Source organism: Bacillus sp. M13(2017), from assembly GCF_002218325.1.
Lineage (GTDB): Bacteria > Bacillota > Bacilli > Bacillales > Bacillaceae_G > Bacillus_A > Bacillus_A thuringiensis_K.
Map to the genome: position 1 here is coordinate 198084 of NZ_KZ268500.1, position 16542 is coordinate 214625.

Here is a 16542-nt window from a genome sequence, read left to right on the forward strand (position 1 = left end):
TTATGAAAGAATAGATGAGGGAGGCTTTTTTATATCTAATAAATTACTCTTTGCGACGTTGTAAAGGATTGGAGAGAAGTGAAATTCCACCTCTATTTGACACGCCTATATAAATGATGGTATAAAGAAAAGTATATGAATAATTGAGCGTGGAAAGGGAGAAGTAGTGATCATTTCCCTGTTTTAGAGAGCTGATGGCCGGTGAAAATCAGCACATAGATGATCGCGAATTACGCCCCTAGAGCATCTTTTTTCGATTGAATTGTATTCAAAAGGGAAAAGACGGTGCTAAGCCGTTATGTAAATAAGGTGGTAGGCTTTTTTGCCTGCAACTAGGGTGGTAACGCGATAATCAAAATCGTCCCTTATTTGAAGGGGCGATTTTTTTATGTTTTCAACCTTCACGCCAGTAATGAACTTAAAGGAGAGTATGTAGGATATGGGTATTTTACAAGATCTTGAATTTCGCGGTCTAATTAATCAGCAAACAGATGCTGAGGGCCTTGAGCAATTATTAGAAAAAGAAAGCGTTAAATTATACTGTGGTTTCGACCCGACAGCGGATAGTTTACATATTGGTCATATGTTACCAGTATTAATGTTACGTCGTTTCCAATTAGCTGGCCACCAACCAATCGCACTTGTTGGCGGTGGTACTGGTATGATCGGTGACCCGAGTGGTAAAAAAGCAGAACGTACATTAAATACGAAAGATACAGTTGCTTACTACACAGAAAGCATTAAAAACCAACTTTCAAACTTCTTAGAGTTTGAAAACGTGGACAACCCAGCAACGATGGCTAACAACTATGACTGGCTTGGTAGCTTAGATGTAATTTCATTCTTACGCGATATCGGTAAAAACTTCGGTTTAAACTATATGTTAGCAAAAGATACAGTAGCATCTCGTTTAGAAACTGGTATTTCATTCACTGAGTTCAGTTACATGATTTTACAATCATACGACTTCTTAAACTTATACCAACAACATAATTGCCGTCTGCAAATCGGTGGTAGTGACCAATGGGGGAACATTACAGCTGGTCTTGAATTAATCCGTAAATCAGAAGAAGATGCGAAAGCATTCGGTTTAACAATTCCACTTGTTACAAAATCTGACGGTACGAAGTTTGGTAAAACAGAAGGCGGCGCAATTTGGTTAGACCCAGAGAAAACAACTCCTTACGAGTTCTACCAATTCTGGATTAACACAGATGACCGCGATGTTGTTAAATACTTAAAATACTTCACATTCTTATCTCATGAAGAAATTCTTGAGCTTGAAAAGCAAGTAGCTGAAGCGCCAGAAAAACGTGCAGCACAAAAAGCGTTAGGTTCTGAAATGACAAAACTTGTTCACGGCGAAGAAGCATTAGAGCAAGCGATTAAAATTTCAGCTGCATTATTCAGCGGTTCTGTAGCAGAACTGACTGCAAGCGAAATCGAGCAAGGATTCAAAGACGTACCATCTGTAGAACGTACTGCAGAAGATACAGTATTAATCGACTTACTTGTAGAAAGCAAAATCTCTCCATCAAAACGTCAAGCACGTGAAGATGTAACGAACGGCGCAATCTACGTAAACGGTGAGCGTACACAAGCATTAGACTACGTTGTAACAGAAAACGACCGCATCGAAGGTAAATTCACAATCATTCGCCGCGGTAAGAAGAAATATTTCTTAATTCGTTACTAATCAGAAACGAATATAAAACAAATAGTACCCCGAATTGTAGGCTGAAAAGTCTATGATTCGGGGTTTTTATGTATGAATTTAGATTGCCTGATCTTTTCTTGTAAATAGAATATGAAGAATTAATATGAGCATATAAAGTAAGCTAATGAGCATAACAACAAATGCTGTTGGATAAAATTTTGCCGCATATATAAAGAAATCGATTTGATAAATATCTTGGTAATTTGAAACGGTACCTTTAAAGTAATTCGTAAACTTAGCGCTATATTTCCATTCATCAGGATAATCTATTAGATTACTCCCCTGATACCAACTTATAAGTGCTGAAGTAATAAACAACATAAATGAACTTCCGAGTTGAACCATTTGGTTTATTGTCAAAAAGAATCCACCTCCTATTTTATGGTTATTATAGCGTGCATTCGTATGCCTGTAACCTTTTTGTTGTAATCTCCTTTTCGAGTTCATACGGAAATCACATGTAAGCGGTATGATAAACGTATAACAATTAGAAAGGAGTGGTAAAACGAAATGTCACTAGAAGCATTGATTATTTTTTCTTTGCTAAACGCGGGTCAACTTGCAGAGAATTCGAAGGTTGATATACATAAAGAGCAGAAAGATGCTTATGTATATGTTCAAAAAGAGGAAAATAAATAACTTTATTTTATATATAAACTTCAAAAGCCAATCCATTGGATTGGCTTTTTGTCAGGTTGTTGGAAAAAGAGCGTACATTTTTCTCTTTTAAACATTAGCTAAAATTTGATCATAGCACGAAGTAATAAGTGCTTCCAGATCTTTTAAGTCATTAACGTTATCAATAAAAATTCTACTCACTCCCTGTGATTTTGGGGCTTGTTCAACCACAAAATTAGGGCATAGCTGTTTAGTAGCTTCTAAATCGAGTCTTACAACTAAGGATTTTGCATCGCCATCAAGGAAGAGACGTATAAACCATTTTGTGATTACACGATTCATGATACAAAAATAACTAATGGTATCTTTATATTTGAGGTTATTGATATCTCTTTGATGCTCAGTTAAAATCCCTTTAACAATGTTAAATGCGGTTAGTTCATTTTCTGTAGTGAAAACTCTATCTGTTTTGTCTTCTTTGTTAATGTCTTCAATTATTTCGGTAGAAGCAGCTGCAACTAGGCTTGTTTCTATTTTCTCTGATGTTTTTGTTTCTTTTGGTGTTAAACCATCACTGATTATTTCTAATAGTGTTCGATTAATTGCTTTTTTAACGATTGGTCGGAATCGCTCTAAAACGTTATTTGTAATTCTAGTTGAGCTAAAGTCTCTAATTAGAAAACGAAGGAAGTCATCTGAAGGATTTTTAAATAGTTCTTTAATTGTAGAGTTTAAATTGGTCATATAAATAAGCTCTTCAGCATATTTTACGATTTCTTCAGCTTCAAAATTTTCTTTTGTAAAAGTTTCAATCGTTTCAATATCTAAATTAGTTAAATTATCCATGCTGAATGTGAAGAAAGGTTTTTCATCCATCACATTGTCATTTGTTAAATCAGTATAAAACTTGTATTCTACACCATTAGTTAGTACCCCTACTTTGACATCAGGTAAGGCATTGAAATATCTAGATAGTTGCGCATCGTGTTTAAGGAGATTTTCTGTTACAGATTTTGCCTCGATTAAAATAATTGGAACCCCATTTTTAAAAACCGCATAATCGACTTTTTCTCCCTTCTTAGTTCCGAAGTCTGCAACATACTCAGGTCTAACTTCTAAAGGATTAAAAACGTCATAACCTAGTTTTTGAAGAAAAGGAATAATTAATGATTGCTTGGTCATTTCTTCATTAGTTATGTACTCTGTTCGTTCTAAAATTTGGTTAGCTATTTTGTTTATGTCATTTCTGAATTCCATATCAATGTCTCCTCGTTATAAAGTTTAAAAATCTTTAATATTATTGTTATTCCGTGAAAATTCATAATATAACAGAGTTCTTTATGGAAACAGGGAGGTTATTCTTTTTGTTTTAGATGGGAGTATAGGGTATTGGGATTTTTATGTTATGTAGGATATAAAAATAATGAGGGAATTGAAAAAAGCCAATCCACAGGATTGGCTTTTTGTCATTAACGAGAGTAGAACTCTACGATTAATGCTTCGTTGATTTCAGCTGGTAACTCAGCACGCTCAGCGTGACGAGTGTAAGTAGCTTCTAATTTGTCAGCATCGAAAGTTAAGTATTCTGGTACGAAGTTGTTAACTTCGATCGCTTCTTTAACAACAACAAGGTTGTTAGATTTTTCGCGAACGCTGATAGTTTGACCAGGTTTTACACGGTAAGATGGGATATCTACGCGAGCGCCATCAACCATGATGTGACCGTGGTTTACTAATTGGCGAGCTGCACGACGAGTGCGAGCTAAGCCCATACGGTAAACTAAGTTGTCAAGACGAGCTTCAAGAAGGATCATGAAGTTTTCGCCGTGCTTACCAGGCATTTTACCTGCTTGGTCAAATGTGCGACGGAATTGACGCTCAGTCATGCCGTACATGTGACGAAGTTTTTGTTTCTCTTGTAATTGTAAACCGTATTCTGAAAGTTTCTTACGTTGGTTAGGACCGTGAGGACCTGGTGCGTAAGGGCGTTTTTCTAATTCTTTTCCTGTGCCGCTTAGAGAGATTCCAAGACGACGAGACAGTTTCCAAGCTGGACCTGTATAACGAGCCATAGTTGACTCCTCCTTTAAAAATGTTTTTATTTACGTAAAATAAAAACAGACGTAATCGATATTTACGGGCATTTTGTTTTCATGTACCTTCGCTCCAGCAGCAGGGAGTTACGAGATACACCTCCGTAGAGGAACAAAATACAAACGATAAACTCACATTACAAGGCTGCCTTTTTATTTTACACAAACGCTATTATATCTTTTACCCAGAGTTTCGTCAAGCGAGTACGTTTTTGTTTTATGCATAAAAATTTTGGAAATTAATATAAGAAGGAATTTAAAACAATATAGAAGAAGAGATAGAAACACAAATAAAACGCTTACATAAAATGAAGGAAAACGTTCATCAAATTTTTATGGATGAATATGCGGCAATAAAAACATAAGGGGGATGTTTTTATGAAAAAGAAGCATATGGAGACAGCGTTAATTCACCACGGTTATATACCTGAGGAACATAAAGGAAGTTTAACACCACCTTTATTTCAAACTTCTACATTTACATTTGAAACTGCGCAGCAAGGAGAGGCGAGTTTTGCGGGAGTGGATCCATCTTATATTTACTCACGGCTTGGAAATCCAACTGTGAAATTATTTGAAGAACGTATGGCGGTGTTAGAAGGAGGAGAAGAGGCGCTTGCCTTCGGATCTGGTATGGCAGCTATTTCAGCAACTTTAATTGGTTTTTTAAAGGCTGGAGATCATATTATTTGTTCAAATGGATTATATGGGTGTACGTACGGTTTTTTAGAAGTGTTAGAAGAAAAATTTATGATTACGCATTCGTTTTGTGATATGGAGACAGAGGTTGATATTGAAAATAAAATTCGCCCAAATACAAAGCTTATTTTCGTTGAAACACCAATTAATCCGACAATGAAATTAATTGATTTAAAACAAGTGATTCGGGTTGCGAAGCGAAAAGGCTTACTTGTTATTGTTGATAATACATTTTGTTCACCTTATTTACAAAGACCGCTTGAGCTTGGCTGTGACGCTGTTGTGCATAGTGCGACAAAATATATTGGAGGCCATGGTGACGTTGTAGCGGGCGTAACAATTTGTAAAACGAAAGCATTAGCTGAAAATATTCGCCCGATGCGAAAGGATATCGGCGGTATTATGGCGCCGTTTGATGCGTGGTTATTATTACGCGGGTTAAAGACGTTAGCAGTAAGAATGGATCGTCATTGTGATAATGCAGAAAAAATTGTATCGTTCTTAAGAAAACATGATGCGGTAGAAGGTGTTTGGTATCCAGAAGGGGAGTTAGCATCTCGTCAAATGAAACACGGGGGCGGTGTTATTTCTTTTTCAGTAAAAGGCGGAAAAGAAGAGACGCAAGCGTTTATTAATGATCTTCACTTTATTACAATTGCGGTGAGTTTAGGAGATACAGAAACGTTAATTCAGCATCCAGCAACGATGACGCATGCTGCGATTCCAGCTGAACTAAGAAAAGAAATGGGCATTTTCGATAATTTAATACGCTTATCAGTCGGTTTAGAATCGTGGGAGGATATCGCTTCTGATTTAGAGCAGGCATTAAAGAAAATATCTACTGTTAATCAATAAAAAAGAGTGAGCTATCGGTTTTGTACAGGACGTACTAAATCGATAACTCGCTCTTTTCTTTTTACATATGTTTTAGGAGTGTTTCCACAAACTTTTCTAAATAGCGCTGATCTACTTCATCAAAACGATTCTTTTCAGGACTATCAATGTCAAGTACACCAATGACAACTCCTTCTTTCACAATCGGTACAACGATTTCTGAATTAGAAGCACTATCGCAAGCGATGTGACCTGGGAATTGGTGAACGTCTGCTACAAGCTGTGTTGTTTTCGTTTCAGCTGCTACGCCGCAAACGCCTCGTCCAAATGGAATGCGCACGCAAGCAGGCATTCCTTGGAACGGTCCAAGAACAAGCTGAGTTCCTTCTGTTACGTAAAAGCCAACCCAATTAACGCGATCTAAAAATTGGTTTAATAATGCGGACGCATTTGATAAGTTTGCGACTACGTTTGATTCGCCAGTTAATAACGCATCCAGTTGTTTAATTACTGTCTCATATTGCTGCACGCGAGATCCTGCATAACTTTCTTTAGTAAACATGGAAACAGCTCCTTTTTTATCGAGATGTGTAAAATATTAGCAAAATACGATGTATTTCACATGACTTTGTCGATAGAAAATTAAAGGAATTTGTCTTAAAAGTCAAGAAATTTAAACTATAGCTGTTCATTGAAGGGAAGTGAGCGCATGAAGCAGACGAAACAAAAAGTAATTGATGCGGCAATATCGTTGTTTAATACGAAAGGTTATGATGGAACGTCGGTGCGAGACATTGCAAAGCGAGCGGATGTGAATGTAGCGAATATTTCATATTATTTTGCTGGGAAGCAAGGTTTATTAGAACAGCTTATTACTGATTTTTTAGAAGGATATATTCATGTGATTGAAATGTCGTTTGAACAGAGAGAGTATTTGTCGGCTAAAGATGTGATGGTGCAAATGGTGCGCGGGATTTTACGATATCAATTTGAAAATAGAGAACTAACACGTTTCTTCTACCGAGAGCTTTCGCTTGATACGACATTAATTCGTGAAGTGATGACCGTTTATTTTTCTAAAGAAAGATATTATATAGAACAAATGATTAGACAAGGACAAATGAAACAAGAATTTCAGAAAGTATCATTTACAATGTTTATGACGCAATTAAAAGGTATGATAAATATGCCGTTTTTATATCCACAATATATATCAGAAGTACTGCATTCTTTCCCATCTGAGACATTTTTCATAGAAATGTATACGAAAGAGATTGAGCAATGGATGGAACAAGCATTATGTAAAGCGAATATGTACCATGAATGGCCAAGAGCTGTTCATATGTGAAGAATCCCCACCTAACGAACTGAGGTGGGGATTTTTATGTTTACTTTTCTTTGCCATAAATTGTTACATAATAGCGCGATAATTGTTAATGCTGCTCCAGCGATTTCAATTTTATCGACTGTATAACCTCGAAAGATAGAACCGATCAGTGCAAGGATAGGAACTAAATTCATAAATAATATGCCGTTAATAGATGAAATATAGCGATTTCCCATATTCCAGCAAAATACAGCGATAACGCCTGCGATAATCGACATATAAAAGAGCTCAAAACGAACGCTCACAACTGTATGCAGTGACGGCATAGTAACTATATTTGTGTACGTTAAGAAAGTAACAATAACGATGAGTGAAATGGAGCCAAATAAACAAGTTAATGTCGTGTACCTAAGTGGTGACCAAGATTGAAAACGAGCACCCCCGTTTGTATAAATGACCCAGCAAGTAACGCCGCATAGCATCAATATGTTTGTTGATAAGTGGCTTGCAGCTCCAAATAATAAGTGAATATTTCCTTTTGAAATGACAAGCATAACACCAAGTAATGCAACGAACATACAAAGGAATGTATAGTTTTGTGGGCGGCAATTTTTCGTTATCCATTGCAGTGATAAGGCAATCAGTGGCATAAGGGATTGAATCATAGCTGCATGGATTGCTCCGGAAGGTCCAGCAAGTTGTTGTCCGTAGAAAACGAGAAAACCATACCCCGCGAAACCGACTGTCCCGTAAAAGAATAGAGAAAGTGTTCTTTTTTCTAAACTGAGCGAAGTCTTTCCTTCAGTAATTAATAGCAAAATAAGAAAAATAATAGCTGCTGATCCATAGCGAATCGTTGTGAAGAAGAACGGATCGATAAATTGCAGAGCATTTGCCATTACAGGAAACATAAATCCCCAGGCAGTGACGGCGAGTAAGCATAGAAAGGATCCGAGTAGCATTTGTTTTTTGTTCAAGAGTATCTTTCCCCTTTACATTTCGTTATAGTAAGTTGATGAAATAAGTATAAAGAGTAATTGTTTATAGGAGGAAATAGAGATTTCTTATAACGGTTATAACTTTTTGTTAGAGGTGTGTACGATGGATTTGGAGGCAGTACGATCGTTTATTGAAGTGAAGCATACGCGAAGTTTATCAAAGGCAAGTAAGATTTTACATATATCTCAACCAGCGCTTAGTAAACAAATTCAAAAGTTAGAAGCGGATTTAGAGGTTACTTTACTTAAGCGTTCTGCGCAAGGAGTAGAGTTAACGGAGGCAGGAGAGTTATTTATAAAAAGAATGCTACCGATTTTGGAGCAAATAAATGAAGTGAAAACAGAAATGAGGGGATATCAAGAGAACCAGAAATTTTCAATTGGTATACTACCGAGTTTAGCAGAGCATTACATATCAGAATGTAAAGATATATTAGGTGATGGGTTCGAATTGGAATGGCAAATCGGGCATACGGAAGTATTAAGAGATTTATTTAAAGCGCGGGAGATTGACGCGATGTTCATCGATTCAATAGTAGAAGGGGCTACGTATATAAAAGAAGTACAACAAGAGAAAATTGTTTGTGCCGTTTCAACTAATCATCCGTACAAAGAGAAGATAGTCATTCAAATAGAAGAGCTGCACAATGAAAAATTAATTGTATATCCAGAAATATGTGATGTAAGGAAAATGATTATGAACATGTTTCATGAAATAGGTGTAAAACCAACTATAGCTGTGGAAACATCTTACGCAGAACCGATGCTTGCAATGGTAAAAGCTGGCCTTGGTATCACGTTACTTCCAGAAAGGGCAGTAGAGCAGTCTGTAAGGCAAGGAAATGTACATGTAATTTCTGTTGAACCACCACTCATGCGGAAAATTTATTTCGTATCCCATACGAAAGATTGTTTGTTATTACAATCATTTGAGGATAGGTAGTGAGGTAGGCGGAATATTGAGAAAGATTACAATCACATTGAAAGAAACATGAAATTTTAAAAAAAACTAGGTCAAAAACAAACCATTACATGGTATGATTAGTACATTGTTAGTTGTTAAATATAGGGGAATTCCCTTTTTATACATAATGCCTTCCATTTCATAAACGGAACGGACAAAAAAAGAGATATAACTAGGAGGCTTTTTTGCATGGATTCTATCCTGACGATCGTTATCATTGTAGTAAGCTCTATTCTAGTGCTGCTCATGATAGAGCTTGTGATAAGAAATCGTTCATATAAAGATATTGAAGCACTGGAGCAGTGGAAACAAGAGATAAAAGATAAACCTGTGGCAGATGAACTAAAACGGGTAAAAGATTTAAACATGACGGGTCAAACAGAAGAACTGTTTGGTAAATGGCGTGAAGAATGGGATGAAATTGTATCAACAACCCTTCCGAAAGCTGACAAAGATTTAGCGCAAGCGCGAAAATTCGCCTCGCAATTCTCCTTCCGAAAAGCAAAGCATGCGATGAACGAATCCATAAGTGGTTTAGATGACGCTGATAATCGTATTACGGACATTTTAAATGAATTACAGCAATTGTTAGAAAGCCATGAGAAAAATAGCTCGGAAATTGAAGGGTTACGTGATACATATCGTAGTATGAAAAAGAGTGTTCTTGCTCATAGACATATGTATGGAGCAGCAGAGCAGAAAATCGAAGAGATGTTAGACGCTGAATCTGAGAAATTTAAAACCTTTGAAGAAGCAACAAACAATGGCGACTATTTAAAAGCGAGAGAAATTGTCATTAGTTTGGAAGAAGGTTTAGCAGATTTAGAAATCATTATTCACCAAATTCCAGATTTATTGGTAGAGTGTCAAGCGACGTTACCAGTTCAACTGGAAGATTTATTACACGGACATAATGATATGGTAAGACAAGGTTATGTATTAGATTATTTGGAAGTCCCTAAAGAAGTTCGCGATATGACGAAACAACTACAAACATGTTTAATGGATATACAGGAGCTTCATATAACAGAAGCGGCTGAAAAAGTAGAAAACTTAAAAACACGTTTAGATGGGTTCTACGATCAGCTGGAACAAGAAGTACATGCGAGACATTATGTGGAGCAAAAAACACTTTCTGTTTATGATGACTTAGAAGAAATGCGCATCGAAACGATTGAAACGAAAACAGAAACACAACTTGTGAAACAAAGCTATCAATTGCAAGATAAGGATATTGAGTCTCAAAAAGTAATTGAAAAGCAAATGCACATTTTAACGAAACGTTTTGAAATGTTGCAATTACGCGTTGCTGAACAAGATATTGCCTTCTCTATTATTCGTGAGGAACTAGAAGAGGTTTATGAGCAATGTGAAACGTTAAAAGTACTTCATGCAGAATATAAAGAAATGCTGCAAGCGATGCGTAAAGAAGAATTTGAAGCGCGTGAGAAGTTACAAGAAATGCGAAATACTATTTTCGAAACGAAACGCTTTATGCAAAAGTCGAATTTGCCAGGTCTTCCAGAGAGTATTATGGAAGATTTAAAAAGAGGGCAAATGGCAATGCAAGCTGTATATGAACAATTAGAAGTGAAGCCGTTAAATATGAACGCTGTAAATAGCAGTTTAGAAGAAGCATATACAACTGTGAACGATGTAGCTGAAATGACAGAAGAGTTAATTGGACAAGCATATTTAGTGGAAAAATTAATTCAGTACGGTAACCGTTACCGCAGTCATGATGAAAACCTAGCAGAAAGTTTAAATTATGCTGAGAAATTATTCCGTGAATACCAATACGATGCAGCTTTAGAACAAGCGGCTTCAGTATTAGAGCAACTTGAACCTGGCGTTGTTCAAAAAATAGCTGAATATGTAGACAATGAACAAACCCTTTCATAAAAGGGTTTGTTTTTTTATGTAATTTTGCAGGCGATGTTGCTATAATGAATAGCGGAATACAGCAAGGTTATTCGTTTCAAAATAAAGTGAAACTCTAATCGGTGGGAGGATTCATCCCCACTGATTACTAGCCTTCACCAATCGGGCATTTACGGGCAGTTAATCTCCCATCTAACTTCTTTGCTCTAACTGGATTTTGAGGTGAGAGTCTTATTGCCCGTTAACGCGGGATAAAGTGAAACTGTAATAGGAGGGCATCCTCGCCAATTATTAGTCTTCACCAATCGAGATAAAACGGAACCTTTGCGTAGTCTTAGCGTAATGACACGTATTTATGATATGATTATACGATGTGATAGCGCTGAAAGGGGAAGAACGATGATCTATTTTGATAATAGTGCGACGACGAAGCCATATCCAGAAGCTCTTCAATCATACGTGACGGTTGCTGGGAAATATTTTGGTAATCCTTCTTCTATTCATTCGCTTGGAGGAGAGGCAGAGCGTCTATTAACACAATCAAGAACGATTGCAGCGCAGCTTCTTCGTGTTAAACCTTCTGAAATTATTTTCACATCAGGTGGAACGGAAGGGAATAACCTTGCGATTAAAGGGATAGCGATGAGGAATCGTTCGCGCGGCAAACATATCATTACAACAAATATTGAACACGCGTCTGTGTTTGAGGCATATAAGCAATTAGAAGAACTCGGGTTTGATGTAACATATTTACCGGTTAACGAGCATGGGGTTGTATCGGTAGAAGATGTGAAACGAGCACTTCGTGAAGATACGATTCTTGTGTCAATTATTCATGTGAACAACGAAACTGGAGCAATTCAGCCCGTTGCTGAAATTGGAACGTTATTATCGAATCATCCGAAAATAAGATTCCATGTAGATCATGTGCAAGGGATAGGAAAAGTACCGCTTGATTTATATGCTTCTCATATTGATCTTTGCTCAATATCTGGACATAAATTCCACAGTGTAAAAGGAACGGGTCTTCTCTATGTACGCGATGGCGTAAGATTAGATCCAATTTTATCAGGTGGTCAACAAGAGCTTAAGTATCGCTCTGGTACAGAGAATTTACCTGGCATTGTAGCGATGGTGAAAGCACTTCGCATGACAATGGAACAAGTGAAAGAAAAGGTAGCTCATTTGCAAAGTTTACAAGCAGAGCTTGTTCGTTTCTTTAAAGAGATGGAAGATGTAACGATTAACACGTCGCTTGCCTATGCAGCACCGCACATTTTAAATGTATCATTTGTTGGTTTAAAACCAGAAGTAGTCGTTCATGCTTTAGAAGAACACGGTGTATATGTGTCAACGAAATCTGCTTGTTCTTCAAAAGCAAATGAAGTGAGCAGAGTGTTAGTGTCAATGGGAGTGCCGCATGCAGCAGCTGCAAGCGCTATTCGTATTAGTTTGGCACCAGAAAACACAATGGAAGAAGTAAAACAATTTGAAGGTATTGTAAAAGAGACGATACCAAAATTATATGAAGTGATGAGGTAAAGAAATTATGTTGAAATATGAATATATTTTAGTGCGTTATGGAGAAATGACGACAAAAGGTAAGAACCGTTCTAAGTTTGTAAGCACATTAAAAGATAACGTGAAGTTCAAACTGAAAAAATTCCCAAATATTAAAATCGATGCAACACATGATCGTATGTACATCCAGTTAAATGGTGAAGATCATGAAGCAGTCTCTGAAAGATTGAAGGATGTATTCGGTATTCATAAATTTAACTTAGCGATGAAAGTACCATCAGAATTAGAAGACATTAAAGAAGGTGCATTAGCAGCTTTCTTACAAGTAAAAGGTGATGTGAAAACATTTAAAATTACTGTACACCGTTCTTATAAGCATTTCCCAATGAGAACGATGGAATTATTACCTGAGATTGGCGGACATATTCTAGAAAACACAGAAGATATTACAGTAGATGTTCATAATCCAGATGTAAATGTACGCGTAGAGATCCGCAGTGGCTATAGCTATATCATGTGCGATGAGCGTATGGGAGCTGGCGGTTTACCAGTTGGCGTTGGCGGAAAAGTAATGGTACTTCTTTCTGGTGGTATTGATAGCCCAGTAGCAGCGTACTTAACGATGAAACGCGGCGTATCTGTGGAAGCAGTTCACTTCCATAGTCCACCTTTCACAAGTGAGCGTGCAAAACAAAAAGTAATCGATTTAGCGCAAGAGTTAACGAAGTATTGTAAACGAGTAACGCTTCACCTTGTTCCGTTTACAGAAGTGCAAAAAACGATTAATAAAGAAATCCCATCTAGCTATTCAATGACGGTTATGCGCCGTATGATGATGCGTATTACAGAACGTATTGCTGAGGAGCGTAACGCACTTGCAATTACGACTGGTGAAAGTCTTGGACAAGTAGCAAGCCAAACGTTAGATAGTATGCATACGATTAACGAAGTAACAAACTACCCAGTTATTCGTCCGCTTATTACGATGGATAAATTAGAGATTATTAAAATCGCTGAAGAAATCGGCACATATGATATTTCAATTCGTCCATATGAAGATTGCTGTACTGTATTCACACCAGCAAGCCCAGCGACAAAGCCGAAACGTGAAAAAGCAAATCGTTTTGAAGCGAAATACGATTTCACGCCATTAATCGATGAAGCTGTAGGGAACAAAGAAACAATGGTATTACAAACGGTAGAAGTAGTGGCGGAAGAAGAAAAATTTGAAGAACTTTTCTAAAACCATAAATTACCATATCTAAAACGTGTATGAAGTCATGTTATTTATCACACTCTATACTCACAAGGAGGTGATATAACATGTCACGTAGCACAAATAAATTAGCGGTTCCTGGTGCTGAATCAGCATTAGACCAAATGAAATACGAAATCGCTCAAGAGTTTGGTGTTCAACTTGGAGCTGATGCAACAGCTCGCGCTAACGGTTCTGTTGGTGGTGAAATCACTAAACGTCTAGTTTCACTAGCTGAGCAACAATTAGGCGGTTACCAAAAATAATCCCATATGATGGCTTAGAAAGAGCGGGTTCTCCCGCTCTTTCTTTTTTGTGTTGTGTCGCTATTTGTGGGTAAGTCGATGTAATTTCGTTTGCTAATTCGACAGAACTGAAAAATTTGTCAAAAGAAGAGGGTTCAAAATTAACAGAAAATTCTTTATTATATAAAGGAGGCATAAAGAAAAGGGAGGATATTTTATGAAGCGAGAAGAATTGTTGGCGCCACCGTCTTATAATTTAGTTTCTGAAATAGAGAAATATACGGGTGATAAAGGGAAGTTAGCTTTAATTTGGCAAGATGATAAAGGGAATCGAAGGGAAGTTACATACGCTGAATTAATGCAAGGTGCGAATAAAATTGGAAACGCTTTTATAAAAAGTGGTTTGCAAAAAGGGGACAAGCTTCTCATTATGATGCCGCGTTTAATTGAAGCGTACATGACGTATATTGCTGCTATTAAAGCAGGATTTGTCGTAATTCCAAGCTCGGAAATGTTACGTAAAAAAGATATAGAATATCGAATTGGACATGGAGAAGTAAAAGCGATAGTAAGTTATGAGCCGTATATTAGGCAATTTGATGATATAAAAGCGATGGAATCTCTTCGAAAATTTGTCCTGAGCGAGCAATCAGTAGATGGATGGGTTAATTTGAAAACAGCGTTAGAAACAGAGAGTGACATGTTAGAAATGGCGAAGACAGATAAAGAAGATATGGTCTTTTTATCTTACACGTCAGGAACGACAGGAAATCCAAAAGGTGTCGTTCATACACATGCGTGGGCATACGCTCATTTACGTACGAGCGCTCCAAATTGGCTCGGAATTGAAGAGAATGATATTGTATGGGCAACAGCTAGTCCAGGCTGGCAAAAGTGGATTTGGAGCCCGTTTTTAGCAACGCTAGGATCAGGGGCAACAGGATTTGTATATCACGGTAAGTTTGAACCGAAAACGTACCTGAATTTATTAGACGATAATAAGGTGAATGTGCTTTGTTGTACACCGACTGAGTATAGATTAATGGCAAAGGTAGAAGATTTAAGCCAGTACAATTTAGAGGCATTACATAGCGCTGTATCCGCAGGAGAGCCGTTAAATAGAGAAGTCATTGAAACGTTCCAAAAGCACTTTCATATTACAGTAAGAGACGGCTATGGGCAAACGGAAAATACATTACTTGTTGGTGTAATGAAAGGGATGGATATTAGACCAGGATCAATGGGGAAACCAACGCCAGGTAACCACGTCGATATCGTAAATGAGGAAGGTACTCCAGTTAAAGTAGGCGAAGTTGGTGATATTGCAGTTCACATTGAAACGCCGGCCCTCTTTAAACAATATTACAAAGACAATGAACGTACAGCGATGCAATTTCGCGGTGATTATTATATTACAGGTGATAAAGCGAAGAAAGATGAAGACGGCTACTTCTGGTTTGAAGGGCGCGGTGATGATATCATTATTAGTTCTGGTTATACAATCGGGCCATTTGAAGTAGAGGATGCTCTTGTAAAACATCCGTACGTAAGAGAATGTGCAGTTGTCGCAAGTCCTGATGAAATTCGTGGAAGTGTCGTGAAGGCATTTATCGTATTAAGAGAGAATATAGAAAAGAACGAAGAAACATTAATTCCAACACTCCAACAACACGTCAAAGAACTCACTGCACCATATAAATACCCTCGCAAAATTGAATTTGTAGATGAACTACCAAAAACGATTTCTGGAAAAATTCGCCGTATTGAACTTAGAAAACAAGAGATGGAGATTCCGTCAAAATAATTTTGAAAACAGTGAAGTAAATAGTTGAATGAAATGCAAAACAATGATAAAATAAAAACGAACACAAGTTCTATTTTATAAACTAAAAAAAGAGGTGTCCGTATGATTTTAGGTATTAATCCGTACTTAGTTTTAGATGGCAGTGGGCAAGAAGCTGTACAGTTTTATAAAGAGGCTTTAGATGCAAAAGTAGAAGTCATGCAAACTTTTGGTGATATGCCTGAAAATCCAGAATACCCGGTTCCAGCTGAAGCGAAAGAGCGCGTTTTACACGCTACTTTAAAAGTTGGTAATACGGATCTTATGATTTCTGATACATTCCCGGGTCAAGAGCATGCAATCGGATCTCAAGTAACAATCGCAATTCAAATTAGTAATGCAGAAAAAGCAAAAGAAGTATTCGATAAGTTACAAGAAGGTGGAGAAGTTATCATGCCACTTCAAGAAACATTCTGGAGCCCAGCATACGGACAAGTAAAAGATAAATTTAATATTGAATGGCAAGTTACAACGTCTACTACTGAACAAAAGTAATTTTAAGAAAAGCACCATATTTTGAAATGGTGCTTTTTTTTATACAATAAAA

The 16542-nt window shown here is 37.1% G+C and carries 16 protein-coding genes and 1 other annotated feature; of the genes, 11 read left to right on the top strand and 5 right to left on the bottom strand.

The annotated features are described in order from the left end of the window. The first annotated feature begins 141 nt into the window (after positions 1-141). Positions 142-369, top strand: a binding site (T-box leader). A gap of 70 nt (positions 370-439) precedes the next feature. Then, complete coding sequence (gene tyrS, locus CGQ22_RS01240) at positions 440-1696, top strand: tyrosine--tRNA ligase (protein ID WP_000512092.1); 1257 nt, start codon at positions 440-442, stop codon at positions 1694-1696. Between the two features lie 78 nt (positions 1697-1774). On the opposite strand, the gene CGQ22_RS01245 is transcribed toward tyrS, so the two are convergent. Further along, positions 1775-2164, bottom strand: a complete 390-nt coding sequence (locus CGQ22_RS01245) for a YjdJ family protein (protein WP_081114006.1) — start codon at positions 2162-2164, stop codon at positions 1775-1777. A gap of 63 nt (positions 2165-2227) precedes the next feature. Here CGQ22_RS01245 and CGQ22_RS01250 point away from each other — a divergent pair, with 63 nt between their 5' ends. Beyond that, positions 2228-2356 (top strand): hypothetical protein, encoded by a 129-nt coding sequence (locus tag CGQ22_RS01250; protein ID WP_000050940.1) that lies wholly within the window; start codon positions 2228-2230, stop codon positions 2354-2356. An 87-nt stretch (positions 2357-2443) separates the two neighbouring features. On the opposite strand, the gene CGQ22_RS01255 is transcribed toward CGQ22_RS01250, so the two are convergent. Together CGQ22_RS01255 and rpsD are read right to left on the bottom strand one after the other, a co-directional pair. After that, a complete protein-coding gene (locus tag CGQ22_RS01255; RefSeq protein ID WP_046945887.1) occupies positions 2444-3592 on the bottom strand; it encodes a type I restriction endonuclease in 1149 nt (382 codons plus the stop codon). A 212-nt stretch (positions 3593-3804) separates the two neighbouring features. Then, positions 3805-4407: a 30S ribosomal protein S4 gene (gene rpsD, locus CGQ22_RS01260; RefSeq protein ID WP_000135311.1), complete on the bottom strand. Its 603-nt coding sequence runs from the start codon at positions 4405-4407 to the stop codon at positions 3805-3807. 399 nt (positions 4408-4806) lie between these two features. Between rpsD and megL the strand changes: the two genes are divergently transcribed. Beyond that, positions 4807-5982 (top strand): methionine gamma-lyase, encoded by a 1176-nt coding sequence (megL, locus tag CGQ22_RS01270; RefSeq protein WP_089148221.1) that lies wholly within the window; start codon positions 4807-4809, stop codon positions 5980-5982. A 61-nt stretch (positions 5983-6043) separates the two neighbouring features. Here the strand turns inward: megL and CGQ22_RS01275 are convergent, their stop codons facing one another. Continuing rightward, a complete protein-coding gene (locus CGQ22_RS01275; RefSeq protein WP_000494343.1) occupies positions 6044-6523 on the bottom strand; it encodes a GAF domain-containing protein in 480 nt (159 codons plus the stop codon). Between the two features lie 147 nt (positions 6524-6670). Between CGQ22_RS01275 and refZ the strand changes: the two genes are divergently transcribed. Then, positions 6671-7309 carry a forespore capture DNA-binding protein RefZ gene (refZ, locus tag CGQ22_RS01280; RefSeq protein WP_000814921.1) on the top strand — a complete coding sequence of 213 codons (639 nt, stop codon included), beginning with the start codon at positions 6671-6673 and terminating at the stop codon, positions 7307-7309. Positions 7310-7320: 11 nt separating this feature from the next. Here refZ and CGQ22_RS01285 read toward each other — a convergent pair whose 3' ends face one another. Then, positions 7321-8265, bottom strand: a complete 945-nt coding sequence (locus CGQ22_RS01285) for a DMT family transporter (RefSeq protein ID WP_002181039.1) — start codon at positions 8263-8265, stop codon at positions 7321-7323. 124 nt (positions 8266-8389) lie between these two features. On the opposite strand from CGQ22_RS01285, the gene CGQ22_RS01290 reads away from it, so the two are divergent. From CGQ22_RS01290 to CGQ22_RS01320, 7 genes are all read left to right on the top strand, one after another. After that, entirely contained in the window at positions 8390-9229 is an 840-nt protein-coding gene (locus CGQ22_RS01290) for a LysR family transcriptional regulator (protein ID WP_089148222.1), read from the top strand. A gap of 210 nt (positions 9230-9439) precedes the next feature. Continuing rightward, positions 9440-11152, top strand: coding sequence for a septation ring formation regulator EzrA (gene ezrA / locus CGQ22_RS01295; RefSeq protein WP_000377300.1), 1713 nt, complete (start codon positions 9440-9442; stop codon positions 11150-11152). A 378-nt stretch (positions 11153-11530) separates the two neighbouring features. Continuing rightward, positions 11531-12673 carry a cysteine desulfurase family protein gene (locus tag CGQ22_RS01300; RefSeq protein WP_089148223.1) on the top strand — a complete coding sequence of 381 codons (1143 nt, stop codon included), beginning with the start codon at positions 11531-11533 and terminating at the stop codon, positions 12671-12673. Positions 12674-12680: 7 nt separating this feature from the next. Further along, positions 12681-13895 (top strand): tRNA uracil 4-sulfurtransferase ThiI, encoded by a 1215-nt coding sequence (gene thiI, locus CGQ22_RS01305; protein WP_074593284.1) that lies wholly within the window; start codon positions 12681-12683, stop codon positions 13893-13895. Between the two features lie 80 nt (positions 13896-13975). Beyond that, on the top strand, positions 13976-14173 hold the full coding sequence (locus CGQ22_RS01310) for an alpha/beta-type small acid-soluble spore protein (protein WP_000091640.1): 198 nt from the start codon (positions 13976-13978) through the stop codon (positions 14171-14173). Positions 14174-14369: 196 nt separating this feature from the next. Further along, a complete protein-coding gene (gene mbcS / locus CGQ22_RS01315; protein WP_000817776.1) occupies positions 14370-15956 on the top strand; it encodes an acyl-CoA synthetase MbcS in 1587 nt (528 codons plus the stop codon). 102 nt (positions 15957-16058) lie between these two features. After that, positions 16059-16490: a VOC family protein gene (locus tag CGQ22_RS01320; protein WP_000600361.1), complete on the top strand. Its 432-nt coding sequence runs from the start codon at positions 16059-16061 to the stop codon at positions 16488-16490. The last annotated feature ends 52 nt before the right edge of the window (positions 16491-16542 follow it).

Coding starts and splice junctions, on each gene's coding strand:
- mbcS (WP_000817776.1), top strand. CDS start 14,370: ATGAAGCGAGAAGAATTGTTGGCGCCACCGTCTTATAATTTAGTTTCT.
- rpsD (WP_000135311.1), bottom strand. CDS start 4,407: ATGGCTCGTTATACAGGTCCAGCTTGGAAACTGTCTCGTCGTCTTGGA.
- CGQ22_RS01250 (WP_000050940.1), top strand. CDS start 2,228: ATGTCACTAGAAGCATTGATTATTTTTTCTTTGCTAAACGCGGGTCAA.
- CGQ22_RS01245 (WP_081114006.1), bottom strand. CDS start 2,164: ATGAACTCGAAAAGGAGATTACAACAAAAAGGTTACAGGCATACGAAT.
- tyrS (WP_000512092.1), top strand. CDS start 440: ATGGGTATTTTACAAGATCTTGAATTTCGCGGTCTAATTAATCAGCAA.
- CGQ22_RS01320 (WP_000600361.1), top strand. CDS start 16,059: ATGATTTTAGGTATTAATCCGTACTTAGTTTTAGATGGCAGTGGGCAA.
- CGQ22_RS01310 (WP_000091640.1), top strand. CDS start 13,976: ATGTCACGTAGCACAAATAAATTAGCGGTTCCTGGTGCTGAATCAGCA.
- refZ (WP_000814921.1), top strand. CDS start 6,671: ATGAAGCAGACGAAACAAAAAGTAATTGATGCGGCAATATCGTTGTTT.
- ezrA (WP_000377300.1), top strand. CDS start 9,440: ATGGATTCTATCCTGACGATCGTTATCATTGTAGTAAGCTCTATTCTA.
- megL (WP_089148221.1), top strand. CDS start 4,807: ATGAAAAAGAAGCATATGGAGACAGCGTTAATTCACCACGGTTATATA.
- CGQ22_RS01300 (WP_089148223.1), top strand. CDS start 11,531: ATGATCTATTTTGATAATAGTGCGACGACGAAGCCATATCCAGAAGCT.
- CGQ22_RS01290 (WP_089148222.1), top strand. CDS start 8,390: ATGGATTTGGAGGCAGTACGATCGTTTATTGAAGTGAAGCATACGCGA.
- CGQ22_RS01255 (WP_046945887.1), bottom strand. CDS start 3,592: ATGGAATTCAGAAATGACATAAACAAAATAGCTAACCAAATTTTAGAA.
- thiI (WP_074593284.1), top strand. CDS start 12,681: ATGTTGAAATATGAATATATTTTAGTGCGTTATGGAGAAATGACGACA.
- CGQ22_RS01275 (WP_000494343.1), bottom strand. CDS start 6,523: ATGTTTACTAAAGAAAGTTATGCAGGATCTCGCGTGCAGCAATATGAG.